This window comes from Roseococcus suduntuyensis, assembly GCF_014196305.1.
Taxonomy (GTDB): Bacteria; Pseudomonadota; Alphaproteobacteria; order Acetobacterales; family Acetobacteraceae; genus Roseococcus; species Roseococcus suduntuyensis.
On sequence record NZ_JACIDJ010000008.1, the window covers coordinates 90,393 to 110,812 of the forward strand.

At 70.8% G+C, this 20,420-nt stretch carries 22 protein-coding genes and 1 tRNA gene; 13 read left to right on the plus strand and 10 right to left on the minus strand.

Going from position 1 to position 20,420, the window contains the following annotated elements; genetic code table 11:
* Nucleotides 1-24 precede the first annotated feature (24 nt).
* The gene (locus tag GGQ83_RS18010; RefSeq protein WP_184386377.1) at nt 25-1,422 is read right to left on the minus strand and encodes a hypothetical protein; all 1,398 of its coding nucleotides are present in this window, start codon (nt 1,420-1,422) and stop codon (nt 25-27) included.
* A 61-nt stretch (nt 1,423-1,483) separates the two neighbouring features.
* Nucleotides 1,484-1,957 carry a Holliday junction resolvase RuvX gene (ruvX, locus tag GGQ83_RS18015; protein ID WP_184386378.1) on the minus strand — a complete coding sequence of 158 codons (474 nt, stop codon included), beginning with the start codon at nt 1,955-1,957 and terminating at the stop codon, nt 1,484-1,486.
* Nucleotides 1,958-2,002: 45 nt separating this feature from the next.
* On the opposite strand from ruvX, the gene gatC reads away from it, so the two are divergent.
* From gatC to gatB, 4 genes are read left to right on the plus strand one after another with little or no spacing between them, the layout of a single operon-like run.
* A complete protein-coding gene (gene gatC / locus GGQ83_RS18020; protein ID WP_184386451.1) occupies nt 2,003-2,296 on the plus strand; it encodes an Asp-tRNA(Asn)/Glu-tRNA(Gln) amidotransferase subunit GatC in 294 nt (97 codons plus the stop codon).
* Nucleotides 2,293-3,771, plus strand: a complete 1,479-nt coding sequence (gatA, locus tag GGQ83_RS18025; protein WP_184386379.1) for an Asp-tRNA(Asn)/Glu-tRNA(Gln) amidotransferase subunit GatA — start codon at nt 2,293-2,295, stop codon at nt 3,769-3,771. Before gatC ends, gatA begins: the two co-directional genes overlap by 4 nt.
* On the plus strand, nt 3,768-4,409 hold the full coding sequence (locus GGQ83_RS18030) for a DUF7002 family protein (protein ID WP_184386380.1): 642 nt from the start codon (nt 3,768-3,770) through the stop codon (nt 4,407-4,409). The genes gatA and GGQ83_RS18030 overlap by 4 nt, the downstream gene beginning before the upstream one ends.
* Nucleotides 4,410-4,414: 5 nt before the next feature.
* The gene (gene gatB / locus GGQ83_RS18035) at nt 4,415-5,863 is read left to right on the plus strand and encodes an Asp-tRNA(Asn)/Glu-tRNA(Gln) amidotransferase subunit GatB (RefSeq protein WP_184386381.1); all 1,449 of its coding nucleotides are present in this window, start codon (nt 4,415-4,417) and stop codon (nt 5,861-5,863) included.
* A gap of 36 nt (nt 5,864-5,899) precedes the next feature.
* Here the strand turns inward: gatB and GGQ83_RS18040 are convergent, their stop codons facing one another.
* Both GGQ83_RS18040 and GGQ83_RS18045 read right to left on the minus strand, forming a co-directional pair.
* Nucleotides 5,900-6,379: a VOC family protein gene (locus GGQ83_RS18040; RefSeq protein ID WP_184386382.1), complete on the minus strand. Its 480-nt coding sequence runs from the start codon at nt 6,377-6,379 to the stop codon at nt 5,900-5,902.
* Nucleotides 6,380-6,415: 36 nt separating this feature from the next.
* The gene (locus GGQ83_RS18045) at nt 6,416-7,324 is read right to left on the minus strand and encodes a DMT family transporter (RefSeq protein ID WP_184386383.1); all 909 of its coding nucleotides are present in this window, start codon (nt 7,322-7,324) and stop codon (nt 6,416-6,418) included.
* A gap of 83 nt (nt 7,325-7,407) precedes the next feature.
* Here GGQ83_RS18045 and GGQ83_RS18050 point away from each other — a divergent pair, with 83 nt between their 5' ends.
* Nucleotides 7,408-8,127: a M48 family metallopeptidase gene (locus GGQ83_RS18050; RefSeq protein WP_184386384.1), complete on the plus strand. Its 720-nt coding sequence runs from the start codon at nt 7,408-7,410 to the stop codon at nt 8,125-8,127.
* Nucleotides 8,128-8,138: 11 nt separating this feature from the next.
* On the opposite strand, the gene rpoH is transcribed toward GGQ83_RS18050, so the two are convergent.
* Together rpoH and GGQ83_RS18060 are read right to left on the minus strand one after the other, a co-directional pair.
* A complete protein-coding gene (gene rpoH, locus GGQ83_RS18055; RefSeq protein ID WP_184386385.1) occupies nt 8,139-9,020 on the minus strand; it encodes an RNA polymerase sigma factor RpoH in 882 nt (293 codons plus the stop codon).
* A 250-nt stretch (nt 9,021-9,270) separates the two neighbouring features.
* The gene (locus tag GGQ83_RS18060) at nt 9,271-10,254 is read right to left on the minus strand and encodes an RluA family pseudouridine synthase (protein ID WP_184386386.1); all 984 of its coding nucleotides are present in this window, start codon (nt 10,252-10,254) and stop codon (nt 9,271-9,273) included.
* Between GGQ83_RS18060 and GGQ83_RS18065 the strand changes: the two genes are divergently transcribed.
* The 6 genes from GGQ83_RS18065 to GGQ83_RS18090 all read left to right on the plus strand — a co-directional run bounded on the left by GGQ83_RS18065 (nt 10,254) and on the right by GGQ83_RS18090 (nt 14,776).
* Nucleotides 10,254-10,532 carry a DUF6476 family protein gene (locus GGQ83_RS18065; RefSeq protein ID WP_184386387.1) on the plus strand — a complete coding sequence of 93 codons (279 nt, stop codon included), beginning with the start codon at nt 10,254-10,256 and terminating at the stop codon, nt 10,530-10,532. The two genes, GGQ83_RS18060 and GGQ83_RS18065, sit on opposite strands and share 1 nt — an antisense overlap.
* Nucleotides 10,529-10,702 carry a DUF2256 domain-containing protein gene (locus GGQ83_RS18070; protein WP_184386388.1) on the plus strand — a complete coding sequence of 58 codons (174 nt, stop codon included), beginning with the start codon at nt 10,529-10,531 and terminating at the stop codon, nt 10,700-10,702. The genes GGQ83_RS18065 and GGQ83_RS18070 overlap by 4 nt, the downstream gene beginning before the upstream one ends.
* Before the next feature lie 21 nt (nt 10,703-10,723).
* Nucleotides 10,724-10,799: transfer RNA gene (locus tag GGQ83_RS18075), tRNA-Glu, on the plus strand.
* A 288-nt stretch (nt 10,800-11,087) separates the two neighbouring features.
* The gene (locus GGQ83_RS18080; RefSeq protein ID WP_184386389.1) at nt 11,088-12,767 is read left to right on the plus strand and encodes a dihydroxyacetone kinase family protein; all 1,680 of its coding nucleotides are present in this window, start codon (nt 11,088-11,090) and stop codon (nt 12,765-12,767) included.
* Nucleotides 12,768-12,983: 216 nt separating this feature from the next.
* Nucleotides 12,984-13,436: a nucleoside deaminase gene (locus GGQ83_RS18085; RefSeq protein WP_184386390.1), complete on the plus strand. Its 453-nt coding sequence runs from the start codon at nt 12,984-12,986 to the stop codon at nt 13,434-13,436.
* A 173-nt stretch (nt 13,437-13,609) separates the two neighbouring features.
* Nucleotides 13,610-14,776 carry an acyl-CoA dehydrogenase family protein gene (locus GGQ83_RS18090; protein ID WP_184386391.1) on the plus strand — a complete coding sequence of 389 codons (1,167 nt, stop codon included), beginning with the start codon at nt 13,610-13,612 and terminating at the stop codon, nt 14,774-14,776.
* A 51-nt stretch (nt 14,777-14,827) separates the two neighbouring features.
* Here GGQ83_RS18090 and prpB read toward each other — a convergent pair whose 3' ends face one another.
* The 4 genes from prpB to GGQ83_RS18110 are packed head-to-tail and all read right to left on the minus strand — an operon-like array spanning nt 14,828 to nt 18,673.
* The gene (prpB, locus tag GGQ83_RS18095; protein WP_184386392.1) at nt 14,828-15,733 is read right to left on the minus strand and encodes a methylisocitrate lyase; all 906 of its coding nucleotides are present in this window, start codon (nt 15,731-15,733) and stop codon (nt 14,828-14,830) included.
* Nucleotides 15,730-17,235 carry a tripartite tricarboxylate transporter permease gene (locus GGQ83_RS18100; RefSeq protein ID WP_184386393.1) on the minus strand — a complete coding sequence of 502 codons (1,506 nt, stop codon included), beginning with the start codon at nt 17,233-17,235 and terminating at the stop codon, nt 15,730-15,732. Before GGQ83_RS18100 ends, prpB begins: the two co-directional genes overlap by 4 nt.
* Nucleotides 17,232-17,681: a tripartite tricarboxylate transporter TctB family protein gene (locus GGQ83_RS18105; RefSeq protein WP_184386394.1), complete on the minus strand. Its 450-nt coding sequence runs from the start codon at nt 17,679-17,681 to the stop codon at nt 17,232-17,234. The genes GGQ83_RS18100 and GGQ83_RS18105 overlap by 4 nt, the downstream gene beginning before the upstream one ends.
* A 5-nt stretch (nt 17,682-17,686) precedes the next feature.
* Nucleotides 17,687-18,673, minus strand: coding sequence for a tripartite tricarboxylate transporter substrate binding protein (locus GGQ83_RS18110; protein ID WP_184386395.1), 987 nt, complete (start codon nt 18,671-18,673; stop codon nt 17,687-17,689).
* 214 nt (nt 18,674-18,887) lie between these two features.
* Between GGQ83_RS18110 and GGQ83_RS18115 the strand changes: the two genes are divergently transcribed.
* Together GGQ83_RS18115 and GGQ83_RS18120 are read left to right on the plus strand one after the other, a co-directional pair.
* Complete coding sequence (locus GGQ83_RS18115; RefSeq protein ID WP_207018322.1) at nt 18,888-19,553, plus strand: GntR family transcriptional regulator; 666 nt, start codon at nt 18,888-18,890, stop codon at nt 19,551-19,553.
* Nucleotides 19,550-20,416, plus strand: a complete 867-nt coding sequence (locus GGQ83_RS18120) for an isocitrate lyase/PEP mutase family protein (protein WP_184386396.1) — start codon at nt 19,550-19,552, stop codon at nt 20,414-20,416. The genes GGQ83_RS18115 and GGQ83_RS18120 overlap by 4 nt, the downstream gene beginning before the upstream one ends.
* The last annotated feature ends 4 nt before the right edge of the window (nt 20,417-20,420 follow it).

Sequence of the window (20,420 nt, forward strand, 5' to 3'; positions counted from 1 at the left end):
TCACGAGGAGGGCCATGGGGCCCCTTACCGCACCGTCAGCGTCACCACGGCGCTCTCGCCGCCCTGGTCGGTGATGAGGAAGCTGGCCGAGGCGCCGGCGCCGGCGCCCGTGTTGCGCAGGGTGAATTGGCCGGGGCTGAATTCCGGCTCGGCGCGCAGCTCCGCCGCGCCGTTGCCGGTCGCGGAAATCCGATAGGGGGCCCGCCCGCCGGCCACGGCCAGCACCGTGGTGGTCGGGCGGGCCGCCGTGGCGGCCGCGATGCTGGGCGTCGTGCCGGGGGTGAGCGTCAGCCCGCGGCCCTCCACCTGCTGGAAGGCGCAGGCGCGAACCTGGGCCAGCCGCTGCTGCGGCGCCTGGGTCAGCGCGTCGGCCAGCTTGCTGGCAGCCTCCGCCGTGGCGTCCGCCTTCGCACGCAGCCGGTCGATCGTGCCGGCGGCCGTCCGCTCGGGGGGCGTTTGCTCGGTCGTTGGCTGTCCCGTCCTGTCGGATGGGGGCGAGGGGGTCCGGGAGGCGTTGCGCAGCGCCGCCGTCGAATCGGCCACGCCATCGAGCGAGGCGCCACCGGCCTGCCGCGCCAGGTTCATGATGGCGTCGAGATTGGGCGTCGCCCGCTGCACCTCGGAGTTCACCTGGATGACGATGGCGAGCGTGCGGTCATAGACCGCATTGGCGATGAGCGGCCCGGCCAGCGACTGCCCGCCAAGCCCCGAAAGCCCGGCGCGCGCCGATCGCATCACCTCGTCCGCCTGGTTGATCGCAAGATTCAGGGCCGGGTCGGGCGGCGTGGTCGCCTCCAGCTGGCGACGTGCGGCATCAAGCTCCTCCACGAGATGCCTCAGCGCCACGTCCAGCGCGGCACGCTCGCGTTGCGGCACCTGCAGGGGCGTGATGTGCGCGGAGAGCGCACGCGTCTCGACGCAGCTGAGGGCGGCGACGCCAGCATTGTAGACGTTCCGCATGGTGGCCGGCGCGAAGCCATAGCCGGCGACATAGCTCGTGCCCGTCGCGAGGCCGGTGCCGAGCACCAGGTCCGGGCGCGCCCCGAAGGCCGCCGCGCCGATCGCGGTCAGGGTCCCCGCCGCGATGCCCACCCGCGCCGCGCCGTCGAGCTGCACCAGTTGGCGCTCCCGTTCGCTCATCCGGCGGCGCCGGTCCCGCAGGAAGGCCAGGGCCTCGTCCAGGTGGATCGCGGTGTTCCGCTCCCCCACCAGGGCGTAGTTGCGGCCATGCCCGGGAGGACAGCGGAGCACGTGGTCCCGGAGATCGAACTCCGGCGCCGGCGTAGCGGCGGTGGCATCTCTCGTTGCTCTGGGCGAGGGGTAGCAATAGCCTTCCTCCGGGCCCAGCGGCAGGATCGGATCCACGACCGCGCAGGCGGAGAGCAGGCCGGCCAAGCAGGCCGTGGTGATCGCGTGTCGCATGTCCGAATCTGTCCCGGTCGTTTCCTGAGCGGAGGATTGCGCAGGCGATCCGGAATGACAATCAGATGTTGAGCATGCGCGTCGCGTCCAGCGCCCCCTGCAGGGTATAGGCCGCCGCCGCCGCATCCACCGCGGCCGCACGCTTCTTCCGCGTCAGGTCGGCTTCCCGGATCATGGCGCGGTTCACGGCGGCACTGGACAGCCGCTCATCCCACAGCGCGACCGGCAGGCCGGTGGCGTCGGACAGCGCCATGGCCCAGTCCCGCGCCGCCTGGGCGGCCGGCCCGAGGCTGCCATCCATGGAGAGCGGCAGGCCGACCACCAGCCCGCCCGCGCCCTCGCGCCGGGCGATGGCCATGATCTCGGCCGCGATGGCCGAGAGCTTGCCCCGCTTCACGCTGCCATAGGGCGAGGCCAGCATGAGCGACACGTCGGTCAGCGCCACGCCGATGATGCGCGCCCCCGGGTCGAGCCCGATCAGCCTTTGCCCGCGCGGCAGGGCGGCCCGCAAATCCGTCATGTTGAACACGGCCATGCCGGGGCTTATGGTCCGCCGCCCTTGTGGATGGAAGTGGAAGACATGTCGCTCGATGCCGCGACGGTGCGTCGCGTCGCCAACCTGGCCCGGCTGCGCCTCGATGAGACGGAAGTGGAAAAGCTCCAGGCGGAGCTGAACGGGATTCTGGACTGGATCGAGCAATTGCAGCAGGTGGACACGGACGGCGTGGAGCCAATGGCCGGCGGGGCCCCCGTCGAGGTCAAGCTGCCCTGGCGCGCCGATGCCGTGACCGACGGCGCCCAGGCGGAGAAGGTCCTGGCCAATGCCCCCGACCGCGAGGGCGAGTATTTCGGCGTGCCGAAGGTGGTGGAATGATGCGCCCGACCGATCTGACCCTGGCCGAGGGCCTGGAGGCGCTGGACAAGCGCGAGATCAGCGCCGTGGAACTCACCCAGGCCTTCCTGGAGGCGATCGAGCGGCTGAACCCCCGCCTGAACGCCTACATCACCGTGACGGGCGAGAAGGCGCTGGCCGATGCCGCCGCCTCCGACGCGCGGCGCGCGAAGGGAGAGGCGCGGGCGCTGGACGGCATTCCCCTGGGCATCAAGGACCTGTTCTGCACCGAGGGCACGCGCACCACGGCGGGTTCCAACATCCTGGGCGGCTTCGTGCCGCCCTATGAGAGCACGGTCAGCGCCAACCTCAAGCGCGATGGCGCGGTGTTCCTGGGCAAGCTGAACCTGGACGAGTTCGCCATGGGCTCCTCCAACCAGACCAGTGCCTTCGGGGCCGTGGAAAACCCCTGGTCGCGCGCCAATGACCCCGACAGGCGGCTGGTGCCGGGCGGGTCCTCGGGCGGCTCGGCGGCGGCGGTGGCGGCCAGGCTCGCCATGGGGGCGACGGCGACGGACACGGGCGGCTCCATCCGCCAGCCGGCGGCCTTCTGTGGGATCACCGGCATCAAGCCCACCTATGGGCGCTGCTCGCGCTGGGGGATCGTGGCCTTCGCCTCGTCCCTCGATCAGGCGGGGCCGGTGGCGCGGACCGTTGAGGACAACGCCATCCTGCTGCGCTCCATGGCCGGGCATGACCCGAAGGACAGCACCAGCGCGAACCTTCCGGTGCCGGATTTCCGGGCGGCGGTGGGGCGGGGCGTGAAGGGGCTTCGCATCGGCGTGCCGGCCGAATACCGGCTGGATGGTCTGGCGCCCGAGATCGCAGCACTATGGGATCAGGGGCTTGAGTGGCTGCGGGCGGAGGGGGCGGAGATCGTCCCCATCTCGCTGCCGCACGCGAAATACGCGCTGCCCACCTATTATGTGGTGGCGCCGGCCGAGGCGTCGTCCAACCTGGCGCGCTATGACGGCGTGCGCTTCGGGCTGCGCGAGAACGGGTCGGACCTGAAGGACCTGTATGAGCGCACCCGCGCGCGCGGCTTCGGCGCCGAGGTGCGCCGGCGCATCATGATCGGCACCTATGTGCTGAGTGCCGGCTATTACGACGCCTATTACCTCAAGGCGCAGAAGGTGCGTGCCCTGATCCGTCGTGACTTCGAGGAGGCCTGGGGCAAGGTGGATGCCATTGTGACGCCCGCCACGCCGTCCGCCGCCTTCGCCATGGACGAGAAGCAGGACGACCCCGTGACGATGTACCTGAACGACGTGTTCACCGTGACCGCCAACCTGGCGGGCCTGCCTGGGCTGGCCGTGCCGGCGGGGCTGGACGGGCAGGGGCTGCCGCTGGGCTTGCAGGTGATCGGGCGGGCGTTTGACGAGGAGACGGTGTTCGCCGTCGGTGGCGCCATCGAGCGCGCCGCGGGGTTCACCGCCTCGCCGCAGGTAATGGCGTGACGGCGGTAGAACTCGTCACCCGCCATCCGCGCCTCTACCACCTCACCACGCCAGGCGCATGGGAGGTGATCCGCACGCACGGGCTGCTCTCCACCGAGGCGCTGCTGCGCGCGGCGGGCCTGGATGAGGCAGAGGTGCAGGCGCGAATCCGCCAACGCCGCCCGGCGCGCGAGGTGTTGGACCCCACGCCCATCGGACGCGTGGTGCTGAACGACAACAAGCCCATCCAGTTGGCCAAGCTCTCCCGCTGCCTAGAGGATGGGCTGACGCCGGAGGATTGGCTGGCTGAACTCAACCGCCGTGTCTTCTTCTGGGTGGACGCGGCGCGCATGAAGGGCCTCGGCGAGGCCGCGATCAACCGCACCGACCCGCGCGAACTGCTGGTGCTCGACACCGCGAGCGTTGTGGCCGATTGCGGCGCGCGCATGCAGGTCTCGCCCATCAACACCGGTGCCACCCTGCACCAGCCGGCGCGACGCGGCCGCACCACCTTCACGCCGCTTGGCGCGATGTCCTACGCCGAATGGCGCCTGCAGCGCCGTGACCGCAAGGCATCGCCGGACAATATCGTCGAAGTCACCGTTCTCGGCGCCGTGCCGAATGTGGAACGCCATCTCATCGAACGTCGGGGGTTTTGACCGCCATGACCTACACCATTGAAGGCGAAACCGGCCCTTGGGAGGTCGTCATCGGCCTCGAAGTCCATGCCCAGGTGACGTCCCACGCCAAGCTGTTCAGCGGCGCGGCGACCGCCTTCGGCGCCGAGCCCAATTCCCAGGTCAGCTTCGTGGATGCGGGCTTCCCCGGCATGCTGCCCGTGATCAACGCCGAATGCATCGCCCAGGCCGTCCGCACCGGGCTCGGCCTGAACGCGGAAATCCATCTCTGGTCCCGCTTCGACCGGAAGAACTATTTCTATGCGGACCTGCCGCAGGGCTACCAGATCAGCCAGTACGCCCACCCCATCGTGGGCACGGGCGCGGTCGAGGTCACGCTGGCGGATGGCATCACGAAGACCATCGGCATCACCCGCCTTCACCTGGAGCAGGACGCGGGCAAGTCGCTGCACGACCAGCACCCGTCCAAGTCCTTCATTGACCTGAACCGCTCGGGCGTGGCGCTCATGGAGATCGTCTCCGAGCCCGACATGCGCTCGCCCGAGGAGGCCGGCGCCTACCTGACGAAGCTGCGGCAGATCATGCGCTACCTCGGCACCTGCGACGGCAACATGGACGAGGGTTCCATGCGCGCCGACGTGAACGTCTCCGTCCGCAAGGCGGGCGAGGGCTTCCGCACGCGCTGCGAGGTGAAGAACGTCAACTCCATCCGCTTCGTCATGCAGGCCGTCGAGGCCGAGGCGCGGCGCCAGATCGAGGTGTGGGAATCGGGCGGCGAGGTCACGCAGGAAACCCGCCTCTTCGATACCGCGCGCGGGGTCACGCGCTCCATGCGCTCCAAGGAGGACGCGCATGACTACCGCTATTTCCCCGATCCGGACCTGCCGCCGCTCGTGCTGGAACAGTCCTGGGTGGACCAGCTCAAGGCCAGCCTGCCCGAACTGCCCGACCAGCGCCGCGCGCGCTACGTCGCCATGGGCCTCTCGCCCTATGACGCCCATGTGCTGACCATCGAGCGCGAGACGGCCACCTTCTTCGAAACGGTGGCCAAGGGCCGCGACGCCAAGGTCGCCGCCAACTGGGTGACGGGCGACTTCTTCGCGGCCCTGAACCGCCTCAAGCGCGACATCAGCGACCCGCCGGTGACGGCGGAGCACCTGGGCGAACTGCTCGACCTGCTGGCGGACAAGACGCTCTCCGGCGCGCTGGCCAAGCAGGTCTTCGAGGCGATGATCGAGACGGGCCAGGCGCCCAGCGTGATCGTCGAGGAGCGCGGCCTGCGTCAGGTGACCGACACCGGCGCCATCGAGGCCGCGGTGGATGCCATCATGGCGGCCAATGCCGACAAGGTGGCCGAATACCGCGGCGGCAAGGACAAGCTGTTCGGCTTCTTCGTGGGCCAGACCATGAAGGCCATGGCGGGGAAGGGGAATCCCGCCTTGGTCAATGACGTGCTGAAGCAGAAGCTCGGTTGAGCGGCTTGCGCGGCGGCTGATTCACGCCGCCGACGATCAGGCGCCCTCCTGAAGCAGCGCCTCCACATCCAGCCGGCGGGTGAACATGGTCATCCGCCCGTCGGCATCCCGGGGCCATTCCTCGCGCGGGCGGTCGCGGTAGAGTTCCACGCCGTTCCCGTCCGGGTCGCGCAGATACAGCGCCTCGCTCACCCCATGGTCCGAGGCGCCCTCCAGTCGCACGCCGGCCTCCAGCACGCGCCGCAGTGCCGCCGCCAGCGCGGCGCGATCCGGGTAGAGCAGTGCCACGTGATACAACCCGGTATGCCCCACCGGCGGCGGCGTGCCGCCGGCGCTCTCCCAGGTGTTGAGCGCGATATGGTGGTGATACCCGCCCGCCGAGAGGAAGGCGGCACCCGGCCGTTCCAGCATCACCTCCAGGCCAAGCACATCGCGCCAGAAGCCCAGCGCGCGCGGCAGGTCGGCAACCTTGAGGTGGACATGCCCGATGCGGGCCTGGGGATGGATCGTGTTCATGCCCCCAACATGACGCCGCGCGCGCCCGCGCGCCAATCACCTTCGCGGATGAGGCTTATTCGCCATTCGCTTTCCCGGCCGCGTCACCAGCCACAGGCCCGCGAAGATCAGCGCCACGGCCGGCAGGGCCAGCCAGCCCATGCGCTCGCCGAAGATGATCGCCCCCCAGACCACCCCCGCGATGGTGACGATGTAGCCCACCTGGCTGGTGACCACGGCGCCCGCCACCGCGATCACGCGGAAATAGGCGAGGTAGGCGATGGCGGTCAGCACGGCCTGCAGCGGGAGCAGAGCCTCGGCCCGCCAATCCCCGGAGAGCGGCGGGTGGAACTGGCCCAGCGCCAGCGCGAAGAAGGCGAGACAGAAGGCGGCCCCATAGAGCGACCCCGCCGCCACCGCGAGCGGCCCCGTGCCGCGCGGCGCGAACTGCACCGCCACCAACCCCGACACCGCGTAGCAGACGGGGGTGAGGGCCGCGACCAGCGCCCAGCCGATCAGCGAGGCCGCGGGCAGCGCCGCCCCCGGCGCCATGGCCAGCGCCACGCCCGCGAAGCCCAGCGCGGTGCCGGCGACGCGCCGCGCCGTCAGACGCTCCTGCCCGATGGCCGCGGCCCCCACCACGGTCAGCATGGGGGCCAGCGGGATGAGCAGGGCGAAGAACCCCGCCGGGATGTGCTGCAGCGCGTGGAAGCCGAAGACATTGGCGAGCGCAAAGCCCGACCCGCCCGCCGCGAGGTAGTAGAGCACATGCGTCCGGTCGCGCGGGATGGCCTGCCCCCGCGCCCGGCACAGTGCCGTGAGCGCGAGCGCCGACCCCACGGCCGTCCAGAAGGCGAAGCCCATGGCCGAGATGCCGAGCCCCATGCCCACCTTCGCGATGGCGGGCGTCAGCCCCCAGATGGCCCCGGTCAGCAGCAGCAGGGGCAGGATGGGCGTTCGGGTCATGCCCGGGCAGAGGCCCCCGGCGCGCGTCCCTGTCAACTCAACGCCCAGGCGGCGAGATATGAGCGGCGGGGTATAAGCGAGACATGGAGTGGCCCGAATCGGAAACCATCGCCCTGCGGCCGGACCCGCTGCTGCCCGAGGCCCCATGCCCCGTGCGCTGGCGGCGTTCGGCCCGGGCGCGGCGCGTCTCGCTGCGCATCTGCCCGGCCGAGGGGGCGGTGGTGGTGACCTTGCCCATGAAGGTGGGCCGCCGCCATGGCCTCGCCCTGCTGACGGAACATGCCGGCTGGGTGTTGCAGCGCGTGGCGGCCCTGGCGCCGGAGCGCAAGCTGGTGCCGGGCGGCATGGTGCCCATCGGCGGCGTGGAGCACCTCATTCGCCACGACCCCGCGCGGCGGGGGGCGGCGCTACTGGAAGAGGGCGTGCTGGTGGTCTCGGGCCAGGTGGAGTTCGTGGGCCGCCGCGTGCGCGACTTCCTGCGGGCCGAGGCGCTGCGCCGCATCGCGCAGGCCGCACGTCCGCATGCCGAGGCCCTTGATGTGGCGCCACGCGCCATTCGCCTGAAGGACACCAAAAGCCGCTGGGGAAGCTGCGCGCCGGACCGCACGCTGGCCTTCTCCTGGCGCCTCGTCATGGCGCCTGGCTGGGTGCTGGATTACGTGGTGGCGCATGAGGTGGCGCATCTGCGGGAGATGAACCACTCGGCCCGCTTCTGGGCGATGGTGGAATCAAGAACCCCGCACCGCGCCGCCGCGAGCGAATGGCTGCGGCGGAACGGGGCGGGGCTGTTGCGCGTAACCTAGGCCGGCAAGCTTCAGCCCACCGTCAGGCGCCGCTCCGTGATCTGCTGCTTCATGGACTTCTGCAGCTTCTCGAAGGCCCGCACTTCGATCTGCCGCACGCGCTCGCGGCTGATGTTGTACTGTTGGGACAGTTCCTCGAGCGTGGTCGGCTCATCTTTCAGGCGGCGTTCGATCAGGATGTGGCGCTCGCGCTCGTTCAGGGTGCGCAGCGCGCCGTTCAGCAGGTCCTTGCGGTTGGACATGTCCTGCCGGTCGGCGAGCTCGGTTTCCTGGCTCTCGCTCTCGTCCACCAGCCAGTCCTGCCACTCGCCCTCGCTGTCGGCGCGGACGGGGGCGTTCAGGCTGTTGTCCGGGCTGGCGAGGCGGCGGTTCATGCTCACCACGTCCTGCTCGGGCACGGCCAGGGTCTTTGCGATCTTGGCGACCACCTCGGGCTGCAGGTCGCCGTCTTCCAGCGCCCCGATCTGCCCCTTGAGGCGGCGGAGGTTGAAGAACAGCTTCTTCTGCGCGGCGGTCGTGCCCATCTTCACGAGCGACCAGCTGTGCAGGATGTATTCCTGGATGGCGGCGCGGATCCACCACATGGCGTAGGTGGCCAGGCGGAAGCCGCGGTCCGGGTCGAACCGCTTCACCGCCTGCATCATGCCGACATTGCCCTCGCTGATGAGTTCCCCCACCGGCAGGCCGTAGCCGCGATAACCCATGGCGATCTTGGCGACGAGGCGCAGATGCGAGGTGACAAGCTTGTGCGCCGCCGCCTCATCGGCCGCGTCGCGCCAGCGCTTGGCGAGGTTCAGCTCCTCCTCCGGGGCCAGCATCGGAAACTTCCGGATCTCCTGCAGGTAGCGGGAGAGGTTGCCTTCCGGGGCCATGGGGATGCTCAGTGACGCCATGTGGTCCGAACTCCTGACTGCGCCAGAACCCGCCCCGTGACGGCGACGGGCACCTGGCCGTTCGTGGCAACGGCGTCCGGGCCCCTTCGGTTGCATCCGCCCCGGTCACGGAGGGGGCGGTGTCAGCGAACCGAAGTCACGCGGCACCCGGCCGACGCTGTACATTACCATTCGTTTAGTCTGGTCTCTACTGGAACGCAAGGATAACCAACCCCGGCACTCTGTCATCCCACCAAATTCGACGTGGCAGCTATGGCGAGAGCGCGGTGATGAGATCCTGCATGTCCTTCGGCGGGTCAGCGCGGAAAGTTAGCACATCCTTTGTAACCGGATGATGAAATTCGAGGCTGGCTGCGTGCAGGGCCTGGCGAGGGAAGGCCAGCAACGCCATGCGTGCCGCCTCGGGCAGGGCGCGGCTCGCGGCCGGGATGCGCCGCAGATAGACCGGGTCCCCCACCAGGGGGTGGCCGATATGCGCCAGGTGGACCCGGATCTGGTGCGTCCGCCCGGTGGCGAGCTTGCAGCGCAGCAGGCTGACCCCGCCATGGAATACGCGCTCGGTGCGGTAGCGGGTGAGGGCCGCCTTGCCGGATTTGGCACCCCCGCGCCCCACCACCGCCATGCGCTTGCGGTCCAGCTGGTGGCGGCCGATCGCGGCCTCCACCTCGCCGGCGGCCGGGCTGGGCACGCCCCAGACCAGGGCGAGATATTCCCGGTCCAGGTCGCGCGCCGCAAAGGCCTCGGACAGGGTGCGGTGGGCGCGCTCGGTCTTGGCCACGACCATGACGCCCGAGGTGTCCTTGTCCAGCCGGTGGACGATGCCTGGCCGCTTCTCGCCGCCGATCCCTTCCAGCTCCTCCCCCGCATGGCCGAGCAGCGCGTTGACCAGCGTGCCGTCCAGGTTGCCCGGTGCGGGGTGGACGACCAGCCCGGCCGGCTTGTCCAGCACGATCAGGTGCGAATCCTCGAACAGGATGTCGAGCGGGATGTCCTGTGCCACGGGCCGGGCGGGCAGGGGGGGGGGCGGGGTGAGGGTGTAGAGCACGCCCGGCCTGATGGGCCGCGCGGGATCGGTGAAGACCTGGCCGCCCTCCCGCGCCTGGCCTTCCTCGATCAGCGCCTTGACGCGCGAGCGCGAGAGCGTGCCTATCCGCGCCGCGAGGAAGCGGTCTGCGCGTTCGCCGCGGTCGGGTTCGGCCGCGAGACATTCATGGGGTGCGGAGGGGTCGGCCAATGCGGGCGCTCAAATTCCTGGTGGTGGCGATGGGGGTGATGATCGTCGCGGGCACCGTGACGCTGGTCGCGCTGATCGTCCAGCGGGCGGGCGGGGCCATGACGGTCACGCTGCCCCCCGTGACGCTGGATCTGCCCGCGGGCGCGCGAATCGCCTCGGTGACGGGGGTGGCCGACCGGCTGGCCGTGCTGGTGGAGGGGCCCGGCGAGGCCTCGCGCATCCTGCTGCTGGACGGGCGCAGCGGCCGGGTGGTGGGCGAGGTGCTGCCCCGCCCGTGACCCACCGCAAGCCGAACCTGCCCGAGAAGCCCTGTGCCGCCTGCGGCCGGCCCTTTGCCTGGCGGAAGAAATGGGCGCGGGTGTGGGACGAGGTCCGGTATTGCTCCGATGCGTGCCGCGAGGGGCGCCATGCAAAGGCCCGGCTTGCCCAACCGCGCCGGGGCGGCTAAGAGCGGCGCTTCCAAGGCTTGGTCCCCTTCGTCTAGAGGCCTAGGACACCGCCCTCTCACGGCGGCAACACGGGTTCGAATCCCGTAGGGGACGCCACACTCTCAACCTATATGTTGATCTCACCCGTTTTCTCGGGCGATTTGGCTCGCCGCCGTTCCGCCGGCAACAAAATCAGCGCGGGCAGGGCAAACTCCACGTCTTCGCGTGCTTCAGGCCTCGCTCCATCCGGCGCACCGCGCCTTGTTGGCCTTCCGCATCAGATGATCCCGCATCCTCGCCTTCTGAAATCCGGCAAGAATCGTTCCCAGCGCCATACCCTCCCAAGCGGAACTGGTGGGACGATCGCGGCGCGCGCTACCCTGGCCACCCACCGGGGGGAGCACGATGCGCAAATTCGTCAATGACCCGCGCGCCGCCGTGCGCGAGATGCTCGAAGGCCTTGCGGACCTCTCCCCCGGCCTCGCGCTGATCGCGCGGGAAGGCATCCTTCTGCGGTCCGCGCTGCCGCCGCCCTCGGCGCGGCAGGTCGCGGTCATTTCCGGCGGCGGTTCGGGCCATGAGCCGGCGCATGCGGGCTATGTGGGCCCCGGCCTGCTGACCGCGGCTGTGGCGGGCGACGTCTTCACCTCGCCCTCCGTGGACCAGGTGCTGGCGGCCATCCGCGCCACCGCCGGTCCTGCCGGCGCGCTGCTGGTGGTGAAGAACTACACCGGCGACGTGCTGAACTTCGGCCTCGCCGCCGAGTTGGCGCGCGCCGAGGGCATCCCGGTTGAGAGCGTGATCGTGGCCGACGACGTCGCCCTGCGCGACAGGGTGGAGGCCGACCGCCGCCGCGGCATCGCGGGCACCGTGCTCGTCCACAAGGTGGCCGGCGCCGCCGCCGAGGCCGGGCTGCCGCTGGCCGAGGTCGCGGCCGAGGCGCGCGCCGCGGCCGCCGCCGTGCGCAGCATGGGGGTGGCGCTCGGCCCCTGCACCGTGCCCGCCGCCGGCCGGCCGGGCTTCGACCTGCCGGACGACATGATGGAACTGGGCCTCGGCATCCATGGCGAGGCCGGCCTCCGCCGCGTGCCGCGCGCGACGGCCGATGCCGCCGTCGCGGCCATGCTGGAGGCGATCCTGGCCGACCACGCCCTGGCCCCCGGCAGCCGCGTGGCCCTGCTGGTCAACGGCCTCGGGGGAACGCCGCCGATGGAGCTTGCCATCGCCGCGCGCGCGGCGCTGACCGTGCTGCGCGCGGCCGGGCTGGTGGTGGAGCGCGCCTGGTGCGGCGCCTTCCTGACGGCGATCGAGATGCCCGGCTGCTCGCTCTCGGTGATGGCGCTGGATGCGGCGCGTCTCGCGCGGCTCGATGCCATGGCCGAGGCGCCGGCCTGGCCGGGCGGTGGGCGGCTGCCCCCGGCGCGGCAACTCCTCCCCGATCCGCCGCCCCCGCCCGCGACGTCGCCGGGCGTGCCTGATGCGACGTTGCGCGCGGCCGCGCTGGCGGTGGCGGAGGCGCTGGACGCGGCGGAGGCCGAACTCACCGCCCTCGACGCCGCGGGCGGCGACGGCGATCTCGGATTGTCGCTGGCGCGAGGTGCCTCGGCCATGCGCGCGCTCCCCGAGGGCGCCTTCGCCGATGCGCCGACCGCGCTGGCCGCCATCGCGGGCGCGCTGCGCCGAGCGATCGCAGGCAGTTCCGGCCCTTTCTACGCCGCGGCGCTGCTGCGGGCGGCGCGGCATCTGCCGGCCCGACCCGCGCCCGCCGACTGGGCGGCCGCCTTCGAGGCCGGCGTCGCCGCCATCGCGGAACTGGGTGGCGCCAAGCCCGGTGACCGCACCATGCTCGATGCGCTGCAGCCGGCGGCGGAGGCGCTGTCGGCCGCATTGCGGGAGGGGGCCGGTGCGCGCGCCGCGCTCGACCGCGCCGCCGCGGCGGCGGAAGCGGGCGCCCAGGCGACGGCCGCGATGCACCCGCGGCGCGGCCGCGCGAGCTATCTCGGCGCCAGGGCGATCGGGACGCCCGACGCCGGTGCCTCCGCCGTCGCGGCCTGGCTGCGCGGGCTTGCGCGCAGCGTGGCATGATGCGCGACCCGGCAGACGGCTTCGTGCCAGGGAAGGTGGGGGCTCGTCTCGGTCAGCAGCCGCATCGGCGAGTCCAGCGGCATGTGGCGCAAGGTCTCAGGCGCGACTTCCTGAAGACCTCGCCATACGCCCGGGCGTTCATCCGCGGGGCCGCACAAGGATGGGTTCGCCACCCTGCGGCCATGACGCCGCGTGTCCTTGCCATAGGAAGCACACATGAACAGTGATGTCGGGCATGATCAGCGTTTCTTCTGCGCGGCCCTCGCGGAGGCCGAACAGGGTCTGGCGGAAGGCGGCGTTCCGATCGGTGCGGCGCTGGTCGTGGACGGGCGCGTGGTCGCGACCGGCCGCAACCGGCGCGTCCAGCAGGGCGATCCCATCGCGCACGGCGAAATGGACTGCCTGCGCCAGGCGGGCCGGCGCCGCGACTATCGGCGCGCGACGCTCTACACCACGCTCAGCCCCTGCATGATGTGCGCGGGGACCATCGCGCAGTTCGGCATTCCGCGCGTGGTGGTAGGGGAGAACACGAGCTTCGGTGGGAACGAGGCCTTCCTGCGCTCGCGCGGCGTGGAGGTGCTGGTGCTGGACGATGCCCGCTGCCAGGAATTGATGCGGCGTTTTCAGGAGGAACATCCTGATGTCTGGGCCGAGGACATCGCGGAGTAGCCGGGGCTGGGTTCGGCGGCGGCACCACCAGCACGCGTGGCATGCAGGACCCGCCGGGCCGAATGGCTGTTTCGGTTTAGGCAAGCGACTGATTTACCATAATGTTGACGGAGCCGCCATTGACACCCTGGGGTCGTTCTGGCTGGCTTCGCCCAAATCCGGGGGGGGGCTCCATGGCATTCGAACTGACGGCCGAGCAGGCCGAGATCCGCGCGCAGATGCTCAAACTCTGCGCCGGTTTCGGCGACGACTACTGGCTCCGGAAGGAGCGCGAGGCGAGCTTCCCCCATGAATTCCACGCCGCCATCGCGAAAGGTGGCTGGCTCGGCATCGCCATGCCGGAGGAATATGGCGGCGGCGGCCTCGGCATCAGCGAGGCCGCGGTGATGATGCAGGCCGTGGCCGAGAGCGGCGCCTGCATGTCCGGCGCCTCCTCCATCCACATGAACATCTTCGGGCTGAACCCCGTGGTGGTGTTCGGCAACGAGGAGCAGAAGCGCCGCGCCCTGCCTCCACTCATCGCGGGCGAGGACAAGCCCTGCTTCGCGGTCACCGAACCCGATGTCGGCCTCAACACCACCGAGTTGAAGACGCGCGCCGAACGCCAGGGCGACCGCTACATCGTCCGCGGCCAGAAGATGTGGATCAGCACCGCGCAGGTGGCCAACAAGATGCTGCTGCTGGCGCGCACCACGCCGCTCGACCAGGTGCGGCGCAAGACGGAGGGGCTGTCGCTGTTCTACACCGACCTCGACCGCGCGCGCGTCGAGGTGCGCCTCATCGAGAAGATGGGCCGGCACGCGGTGGATTCGAACATGCTCTTCTTCGACGGGCTGGAGGTGCCGGAGGCGGACCGCATCGGCGAGGAAGGCAAGGGCTTCCACTACATCCTGCACGGCATGAACCCCGAGCGCATCCTGATCGCGGCCGAGGCGGTGGGCATCGGCCGCGCGGCCCTGGGCAAGGCCACCCAATACGCGAAGGACCGCCGCGTCTTCGGCCGCGCCATCGGGCAGAACCAGGGCATCCAGCACCCGCTGGCGCGCTGCTGGGCGCATCTGGAGGCGGCGGAACTCATGGTGATGAAGGCGGCGGCCCTCTATGACGCGGGGCGTGAATGCGGGGCGGAATCCAACGCCGCGAAATACCTGGCCGCCGAGGCCGGCTTCTCCGCTGCCGAGACCGCGGTGATGACCCATGGCGGCATGGGCTATGCCCAGGAATACCATGTGGAGCGCTATCTGCGCGAAAGCCTGATCCCGCGCATCGCCCCCGTCAGCCGGGAACTGATCCTGAGCCACATCGCCGAACGGGTGCTGGGCCTGCCGAAATCCTACTGAGCGCTTCGTGGCGCGCGTGATTCACGCCTCCGGGCCTGCGCCCTTCGGCGATCACGCGCCGCCGGGCAGCCGGCTCGCCACCAGCGAGCCATCCAGCGCCTCATGCTCGGAATAGCCCAGCACCTCGTAGAGCTGCGCGCGCGTCTGCAGCCGCGGCAGCATGGCGGCGATGGAGCCGTCGCGCGCCAGCGTCGCATAGACCTCCGTCAGCGTGGCGGCTTCGGCGCGGAAGGCCGTGGCGGGCCAGATCACGATGCGAAAGCCCCAGGCCTCGAACTGGTCGGCGGTGAACATCGGCGTGCGGCCGAACTCCGTCATGTTCGCCAGCAGCGGCACGTCCAGCGCGGCGGCGAAGCGGCGGAAATCCTCCTCCCGCGCCAGGGCCTCGGGGAAGATCGCATCGGCCCCCGCGCGGACATAGAGTTGCGCGCGCGCGATGGCGGCCTCGATCCCCTCCTGCGCCACGGCATCGGTGCGCGCCATGATGCGGATGTGCCGGCGGGCGCGGCGGGCGGCGGCGATGCGCTCGGCCATCTCCTCGGGCGCGCAGAGCTTCTTGTCGTTCAGGTGGCCGCATTTCTTGGGCTGGTGCTGGTCCTCGATCTGCACGGCGCCCGCGCCCGCCGCCTCCAGCTCGCGCACCGTGCGCATCACGTTGAGCGGCGGGCCGAAGCCCGTGTCGGCGTCCACCAGCACGGGCAGGCCTGTGGCGCGCACCGTGGCGCGGGTGAAGAAGCAGAGCTCCTCCAGCGACACCAGGCCCAGATCCGGCAGGCCGAGCAGCGAGGAGGTGGCGCCGCCCGAGATGTAGAGCGCCTCGAACCCCGCCCGCTTGGCCAGGATGCCGCCCATGGGGTGCGGCGCGCCGGGCATGCGCAGGATGCCGGGCCGTGCCCAGAGTTCGGCCATGCGCAGCCCCGCCGGGACCTCCCGCTCCGGCTCCAGCAGCCAGGTCATGCGGCGGCCTTCCGGCTGGCGCGGCGCCGCGCCAGCAGCGGCGGCAGCACGATGGACAGCACCAGAAGTGCCATCAGCACCAGCGTGATGGGCCGGTCCAGCACCATCGAGATGTCCCCGCCCGTGATCTGGTAGCTGCGGAGCAACTCGCCCTCGGTCATGCGGCCCAGCAGCAGGCCGATGACGGCGGCGGGGATGGAATAGTCGTAGCGCTTGAACAGCCAGCCGATGCCGGCAAACACCAGCAGCGTGTAGGGCCCCTGCATGTCGCCCGTCAGGCCGAAGCTGCCGAAGGCCGCCAGCACAAAGACGCAGGGCACCAGCAGCGCCAGCCGCACGCGCACGATCAGCGTCAGCGCCTGCAACAGCACCAGGCCCACGCCCAGCAGCAGCACCGCCTGCGCGATGTTGGCCAGGATGATGGTGTAGACCAGGTCCGCGTTGTCGGTCAGGAAGCGCGGCCCGCCGGTCACGTTGTGCATGGCGAAGGCGGCCAGCAGCACCGCCGTGCCGCCGCCCCCCGGCAGGCCCAGCGCGAAGAGGCTGACCATGGACCCGCCCTCGGAACTGCTGTTGGCGGATTCCGCCGCCACCACGCCCGTCGGGTTGCCGGTGCCGAAGCTTTCGGGCTCGGGGTCGCGCCGGCGCGCATCGGCATAGGAGACGAGGTTGGACACCGAGGAGCCGATGCCCGGCACCGCCCCCACCACCACGCCCAGGATGGAGCCGCGCAGCAGCGTCACGGGCCGGCGCAGCGCCATGCCCATGCCCGCCAGCACGCGCGAGAAGCGCACGGTGCGCTGCCCGCTGTCCTGGACCAGGTAGCCGCGCTGCGACATGGCAAAGAGTTCGGAGGCCGCGAACATGCCGATCATGGCCGGCACCACCGCGATGCCGTCGATCAGGAAATCCACGCCCATGGTGCCGCGCAGGACCCCGTTGGAACTCATCCCCACCGTGCCCAGCAGCAGGCCGAAGACGCCGGCCAGGATGCCGCGCGCCATCTGGGACCCGCGCAGGGAGGCGATCAGCGTCAGCCCCCACAGCGCCACCATGAACATCTCGGTGGGCCCCATGGCGAGCACGAGGCCCGAAAGCGGCTTGATGAGCACCAGCAGCACCACATAGCCGATGGCCGTGCCGATGCACGAGGCCGCGAGCGCGATGCCCAGCGCCTCGCCATGCTGGCCGTTGCGCGCCATGGGGAAGCCGTCGAAGGCCGTGGCCACGGCGGACGACGTGCCGGGGATGTTCATCATGATGGCCGAGACGCCGCCACCGAACATGCCGCCGGTGAAGATGGCCGTCAGGAAGAACATGGCCGAGGTGAAGTCCATGAACAGCGTCGTCGGCAGGAAGACGGCCATGGCCATGCTGGTCTGCAGCCCCGGCACGCAGCCGAAGACCAGGCCGATGGCGAGCCCCGGGATCATCAGCAGCCACGGGTTGTAGGAGGCGAAGAGCAGCCCGAAGGCGCCCGAGAGGGCGGCGAGGTCGATCACAGCAGCAGCGTCGGAATGGGGTAGGGCACCAGGGCCCGGAAGGAGAGCGTGGCCAGCACCGCGAAGACCGCGGGCACCACCAGAAGCTGCACGGGCCGCCGCTCGCCCTCCACCAGAAGGGCGGCAATGACGAAGACCGCGCTGCCCACATCGAAGCCCACGACCGGCAGGGTGATGATGTAGAGGGCGAAGAGCGCCATCAGCGCCGGCGCGCGCCCCAGCGGCGCATCATCCCCTCGCGCCGCCCGCCCGCGCAGGATGCCGATGGCGATCAGCGCGCAGAGCCCCAGCGCCAGCAGCGCGGCGGGCAGGATCAGGATGAGGTTGTCGGTGGTGGGCGAGGCCTGGATGGCGTCATGCAGATAGAGGCCCACCACCCCCGCGATGAGCAAGACCAGGGCCAGGTGGCCCCAGTCCAGCCCTCGGCGCCCCGCTCTCTCCGCCATGGCGTTCAGCGCCCCACATCCTTGTAGCGCTCGATGATCTCGAAGGTCTGGCGCATGATCTGCGTGGTGCGCTCCGGCCCCACCCAATCGGCGCCGATGCGGTTAGTACGGAAATGTGCCTGGGCCTCGGGCTTGGCCAGCGCGGCCTCATAGGCGCTGACCAGCTTCTGCCAGCGGTCGGGGTGGCTGGTGCGGAAGCTGGCGCGCGTGGCGAGGCCGCGGATGGAGCCGGAGAGGATGGGCACCTCCACGTTCAGCGGGCGCAGCGCCTCGTTCACCGTGGGCACGTCATCCCAGCCCTCCACGCGGCGGTCATGGATGACGGCGAGCGGCCGCACCAGCTCACGGATGCCGGCGCTGCCGTCACCGCCCAGGATGGTGAAGTCCACCTGTCCACCCGCCGCCGCCGCGCGTGCCGCGGCCCCGCTGTCATAGGTGACGATGCGCAGGTTGCGTGCCGGGATCTGCAGGGCATCGAGCAGGATGTAGACATTGAGCTGCCCGCCCGAGGAGGGCACCACGCTGACGCTGTGCCGCCCCGGATTGTCGCGGATGGAGGCCATCAGCGCCGCCAGGCTGTCCACGCCGATGTCGCGCTTGGCGGCGATGAGTTCCCAGTCCGACCATTGCGCGTTCACGAAGGCGAAGTCGTCCAGCGTGTAGGGCGCGCGGGTGTGGATGATGCTGGTCTGCATGTAGGGCGACATGGCGGTGGCCAGCATGGTGTAGCCGTCATCGGGCTGGGCGCGCACGAAGGCGGCCGCCACCTGCCCGCCGGCACCCGGCCGGTTCACCACGGTGATGGGCTGGCCCAGCTCCGGCGCCAGGAACTGCGCGATGCCGCGGGCGGTGCGGTCCGCGCTGCCGCCGGGGCCGAAGCCGCAGATGAAGGTGATGGGACGGACGGGCCAGGCGGCCTGCGCCTGGGCCGTCCCGGCAAGCGCCAGGCCGCCACCGGCGGCGAGAAGGTTGCGGCGGGGCAGCTGGACCATGGGAGGCTCCCTTTGCTGGCGATCGTGTCGCCATTCTTGTTGACAATTCTGGCCATGTCAGGGGCCATGCGTTTCCTGGAACGAAAGGCTAGCCGCCGCCCGGAACACGTGTCAAACCACCAGTTATACAGGGCTTGTTGACCCGCGTGCGGGGCGCGCGAATACTGTGGCGGTGCAGCCCCCTGACGCCCCGCCCATCCGTGATCCCGTCCTTTTGTCGACAGATGATGTTGGCGCGCCGCTTTCCGACCGCGCCTATCGCCACCTGGCGGAGGCCATCATCCGCGGCGACATCCCCCCCGGCGCCAAGCTGAGCGAGCCCGATCTCTCCCGCCGCCTCGGCATCAGCCGCGGCCCGCTGCGCGAGGCGGTGCGCCAGCTGGAGGAGCGCGGCCTGGTGCGCCGCCGCCCGCGCGCGGGTGTCACCGCCGTGCGCCTCTCCGATGCCGAGATCCTCGACCTTTTCATCGCGCGCGAACCGCTGGAGGGCATGGCCGCGCGGCTTGCCGCCGAACGCGCCACGCCGCCCGACATCGCCCGCCTGCGCGCCATCCTGCGCGAGGAGGAGGACGATCCGCGCGGCACCAACCGGCGCTTCCATGCCGAGGTGGCGCGGCTTTCCGGCAGCGCGCGCATCCTGGCCATCCTGGAGAGCGACCTCTACCGCCTCATCCGCAACTGGAACCACGGCACGCGCATCGCGGCCGGGCGCGGCGCCCGCGCGGCCGAGGAACACCGCCGCATCACCGACGCCATTGCCGACCATGACGGCGAGCTGGCCGAGCTGCTCACGCGCCGCCACATCGCGGCCGCGCGCGCCGTCATGCACGCGAGCCTGCTGGCCGGAAGGCCCCATGACACGAGGGAGGAAGAGGCATGACCGCATCACCCGGGGCGCGGCTGCGCGCCCGCCTGGCCCAGGGCCTGCCCACCGTGGCGCCGGGCGCCTATGACGGGCTTTCGGCAAGGCTGGTGGCGGAGGCGGGCTTCACCGCCCTCTACGCCAGCGGCGGCGCCATCGCGCGCAGCCTGGGCGTGCCCGATCTCGGCCTGCTCGGCATGGAGCAGGTGGTGGAGCGGGTGGCCGCGATGTGCGACGCGGTGGACATCCCCGTCATCGCCGATGCCGACACCGGCTATGGCAATGCGCTGAACACCCAGCGCGCGGTGCAGGCCTTCGAACGCGCGGGCGTGGCGGCGATCCATCTCGAAGACCAGCAGTTTCCCAAGCGCTGCGGGCATTATGAGGACAAGTCGCTGGTCTCCATCGCCGAGATGGCCGGCAAGCTGCGCGCCGCCCGAGACGCGGCGCGCGACCCCGATTTCGTGCTGATCGCGCGCACGGATGCCATTGCGGTGGAAGGGCTGGACGGTGCCCTGGCGCGCGCCCACGCCTATCGCGAGGCGGGTGCGGACGTGATCTTCGTCGAGGCCCCCACCAGCCTGGCGCAGATCGAGCGCATCGCGCGCGAGGTACCCGGCCCCAAGCTCATGAACATGTTCCATGGCGGCAAGACGCCCATCATGCCGGCCGAGGAATTGGCGCGGATGGGCTATGGCATCGTGATCATCCCGTCCGACCTGCAGCGCGCCGCCATCCACGCCATGCGCGCGACGCTCGCGGCCATCGCGCAGGACGGCACCAGCATGGCCATGGCCGAGCGCATGGTCTCCTTCACCGAACGCGAGCGCATCATCGGCACGCATCACTGGCTCGAACGCGACGCGCGCTACGGCGCCTGAACAA

Excerpts from the sequence above, each read along its gene's own strand:
- gatC (WP_184386451.1), top strand. The coding sequence starts at position 2,003 with ATGTCGCTCGATGCCGCGACGGTGCGTCGCGTCGCCAACCTGGCCCGG.
- prpB (WP_184386392.1), bottom strand. The coding sequence starts at position 15,733 with ATGACCTGGCTGCTGGAGCCGGAGCGGGAGGTCCCGGCGGGGCTGCGC.
- GGQ83_RS18110 (WP_184386395.1), bottom strand. The coding sequence starts at position 18,673 with ATGGTCCAGCTGCCCCGCCGCAACCTTCTCGCCGCCGGTGGCGGCCTG.
- gatA (WP_184386379.1), top strand. The coding sequence starts at position 2,293 with ATGATGCGCCCGACCGATCTGACCCTGGCCGAGGGCCTGGAGGCGCTG.
- GGQ83_RS18080 (WP_184386389.1), top strand. The coding sequence starts at position 11,088 with ATGCGCAAATTCGTCAATGACCCGCGCGCCGCCGTGCGCGAGATGCTC.
- rpoH (WP_184386385.1), bottom strand. The coding sequence starts at position 9,020 with ATGGCGTCACTGAGCATCCCCATGGCCCCGGAAGGCAACCTCTCCCGC.
- ruvX (WP_184386378.1), bottom strand. The coding sequence starts at position 1,957 with ATGGCCGTGTTCAACATGACGGATTTGCGGGCCGCCCTGCCGCGCGGG.
- GGQ83_RS18085 (WP_184386390.1), top strand. The coding sequence starts at position 12,984 with ATGAACAGTGATGTCGGGCATGATCAGCGTTTCTTCTGCGCGGCCCTC.
- GGQ83_RS18040 (WP_184386382.1), bottom strand. The coding sequence starts at position 6,379 with ATGAACACGATCCATCCCCAGGCCCGCATCGGGCATGTCCACCTCAAG.
- GGQ83_RS18010 (WP_184386377.1), bottom strand. The coding sequence starts at position 1,422 with ATGCGACACGCGATCACCACGGCCTGCTTGGCCGGCCTGCTCTCCGCC.
- GGQ83_RS18120 (WP_184386396.1), top strand. The coding sequence starts at position 19,550 with ATGACCGCATCACCCGGGGCGCGGCTGCGCGCCCGCCTGGCCCAGGGC.
- gatB (WP_184386381.1), top strand. The coding sequence starts at position 4,415 with ATGACCTACACCATTGAAGGCGAAACCGGCCCTTGGGAGGTCGTCATC.
- GGQ83_RS18090 (WP_184386391.1), top strand. The coding sequence starts at position 13,610 with ATGGCATTCGAACTGACGGCCGAGCAGGCCGAGATCCGCGCGCAGATG.
- GGQ83_RS18050 (WP_184386384.1), top strand. The coding sequence starts at position 7,408 with ATGGAGTGGCCCGAATCGGAAACCATCGCCCTGCGGCCGGACCCGCTG.
- GGQ83_RS18105 (WP_184386394.1), bottom strand. The coding sequence starts at position 17,681 with ATGGCGGAGAGAGCGGGGCGCCGAGGGCTGGACTGGGGCCACCTGGCC.
- GGQ83_RS18065 (WP_184386387.1), top strand. The coding sequence starts at position 10,254 with ATGCGGGCGCTCAAATTCCTGGTGGTGGCGATGGGGGTGATGATCGTC.
- GGQ83_RS18045 (WP_184386383.1), bottom strand. The coding sequence starts at position 7,324 with ATGACCCGAACGCCCATCCTGCCCCTGCTGCTGCTGACCGGGGCCATC.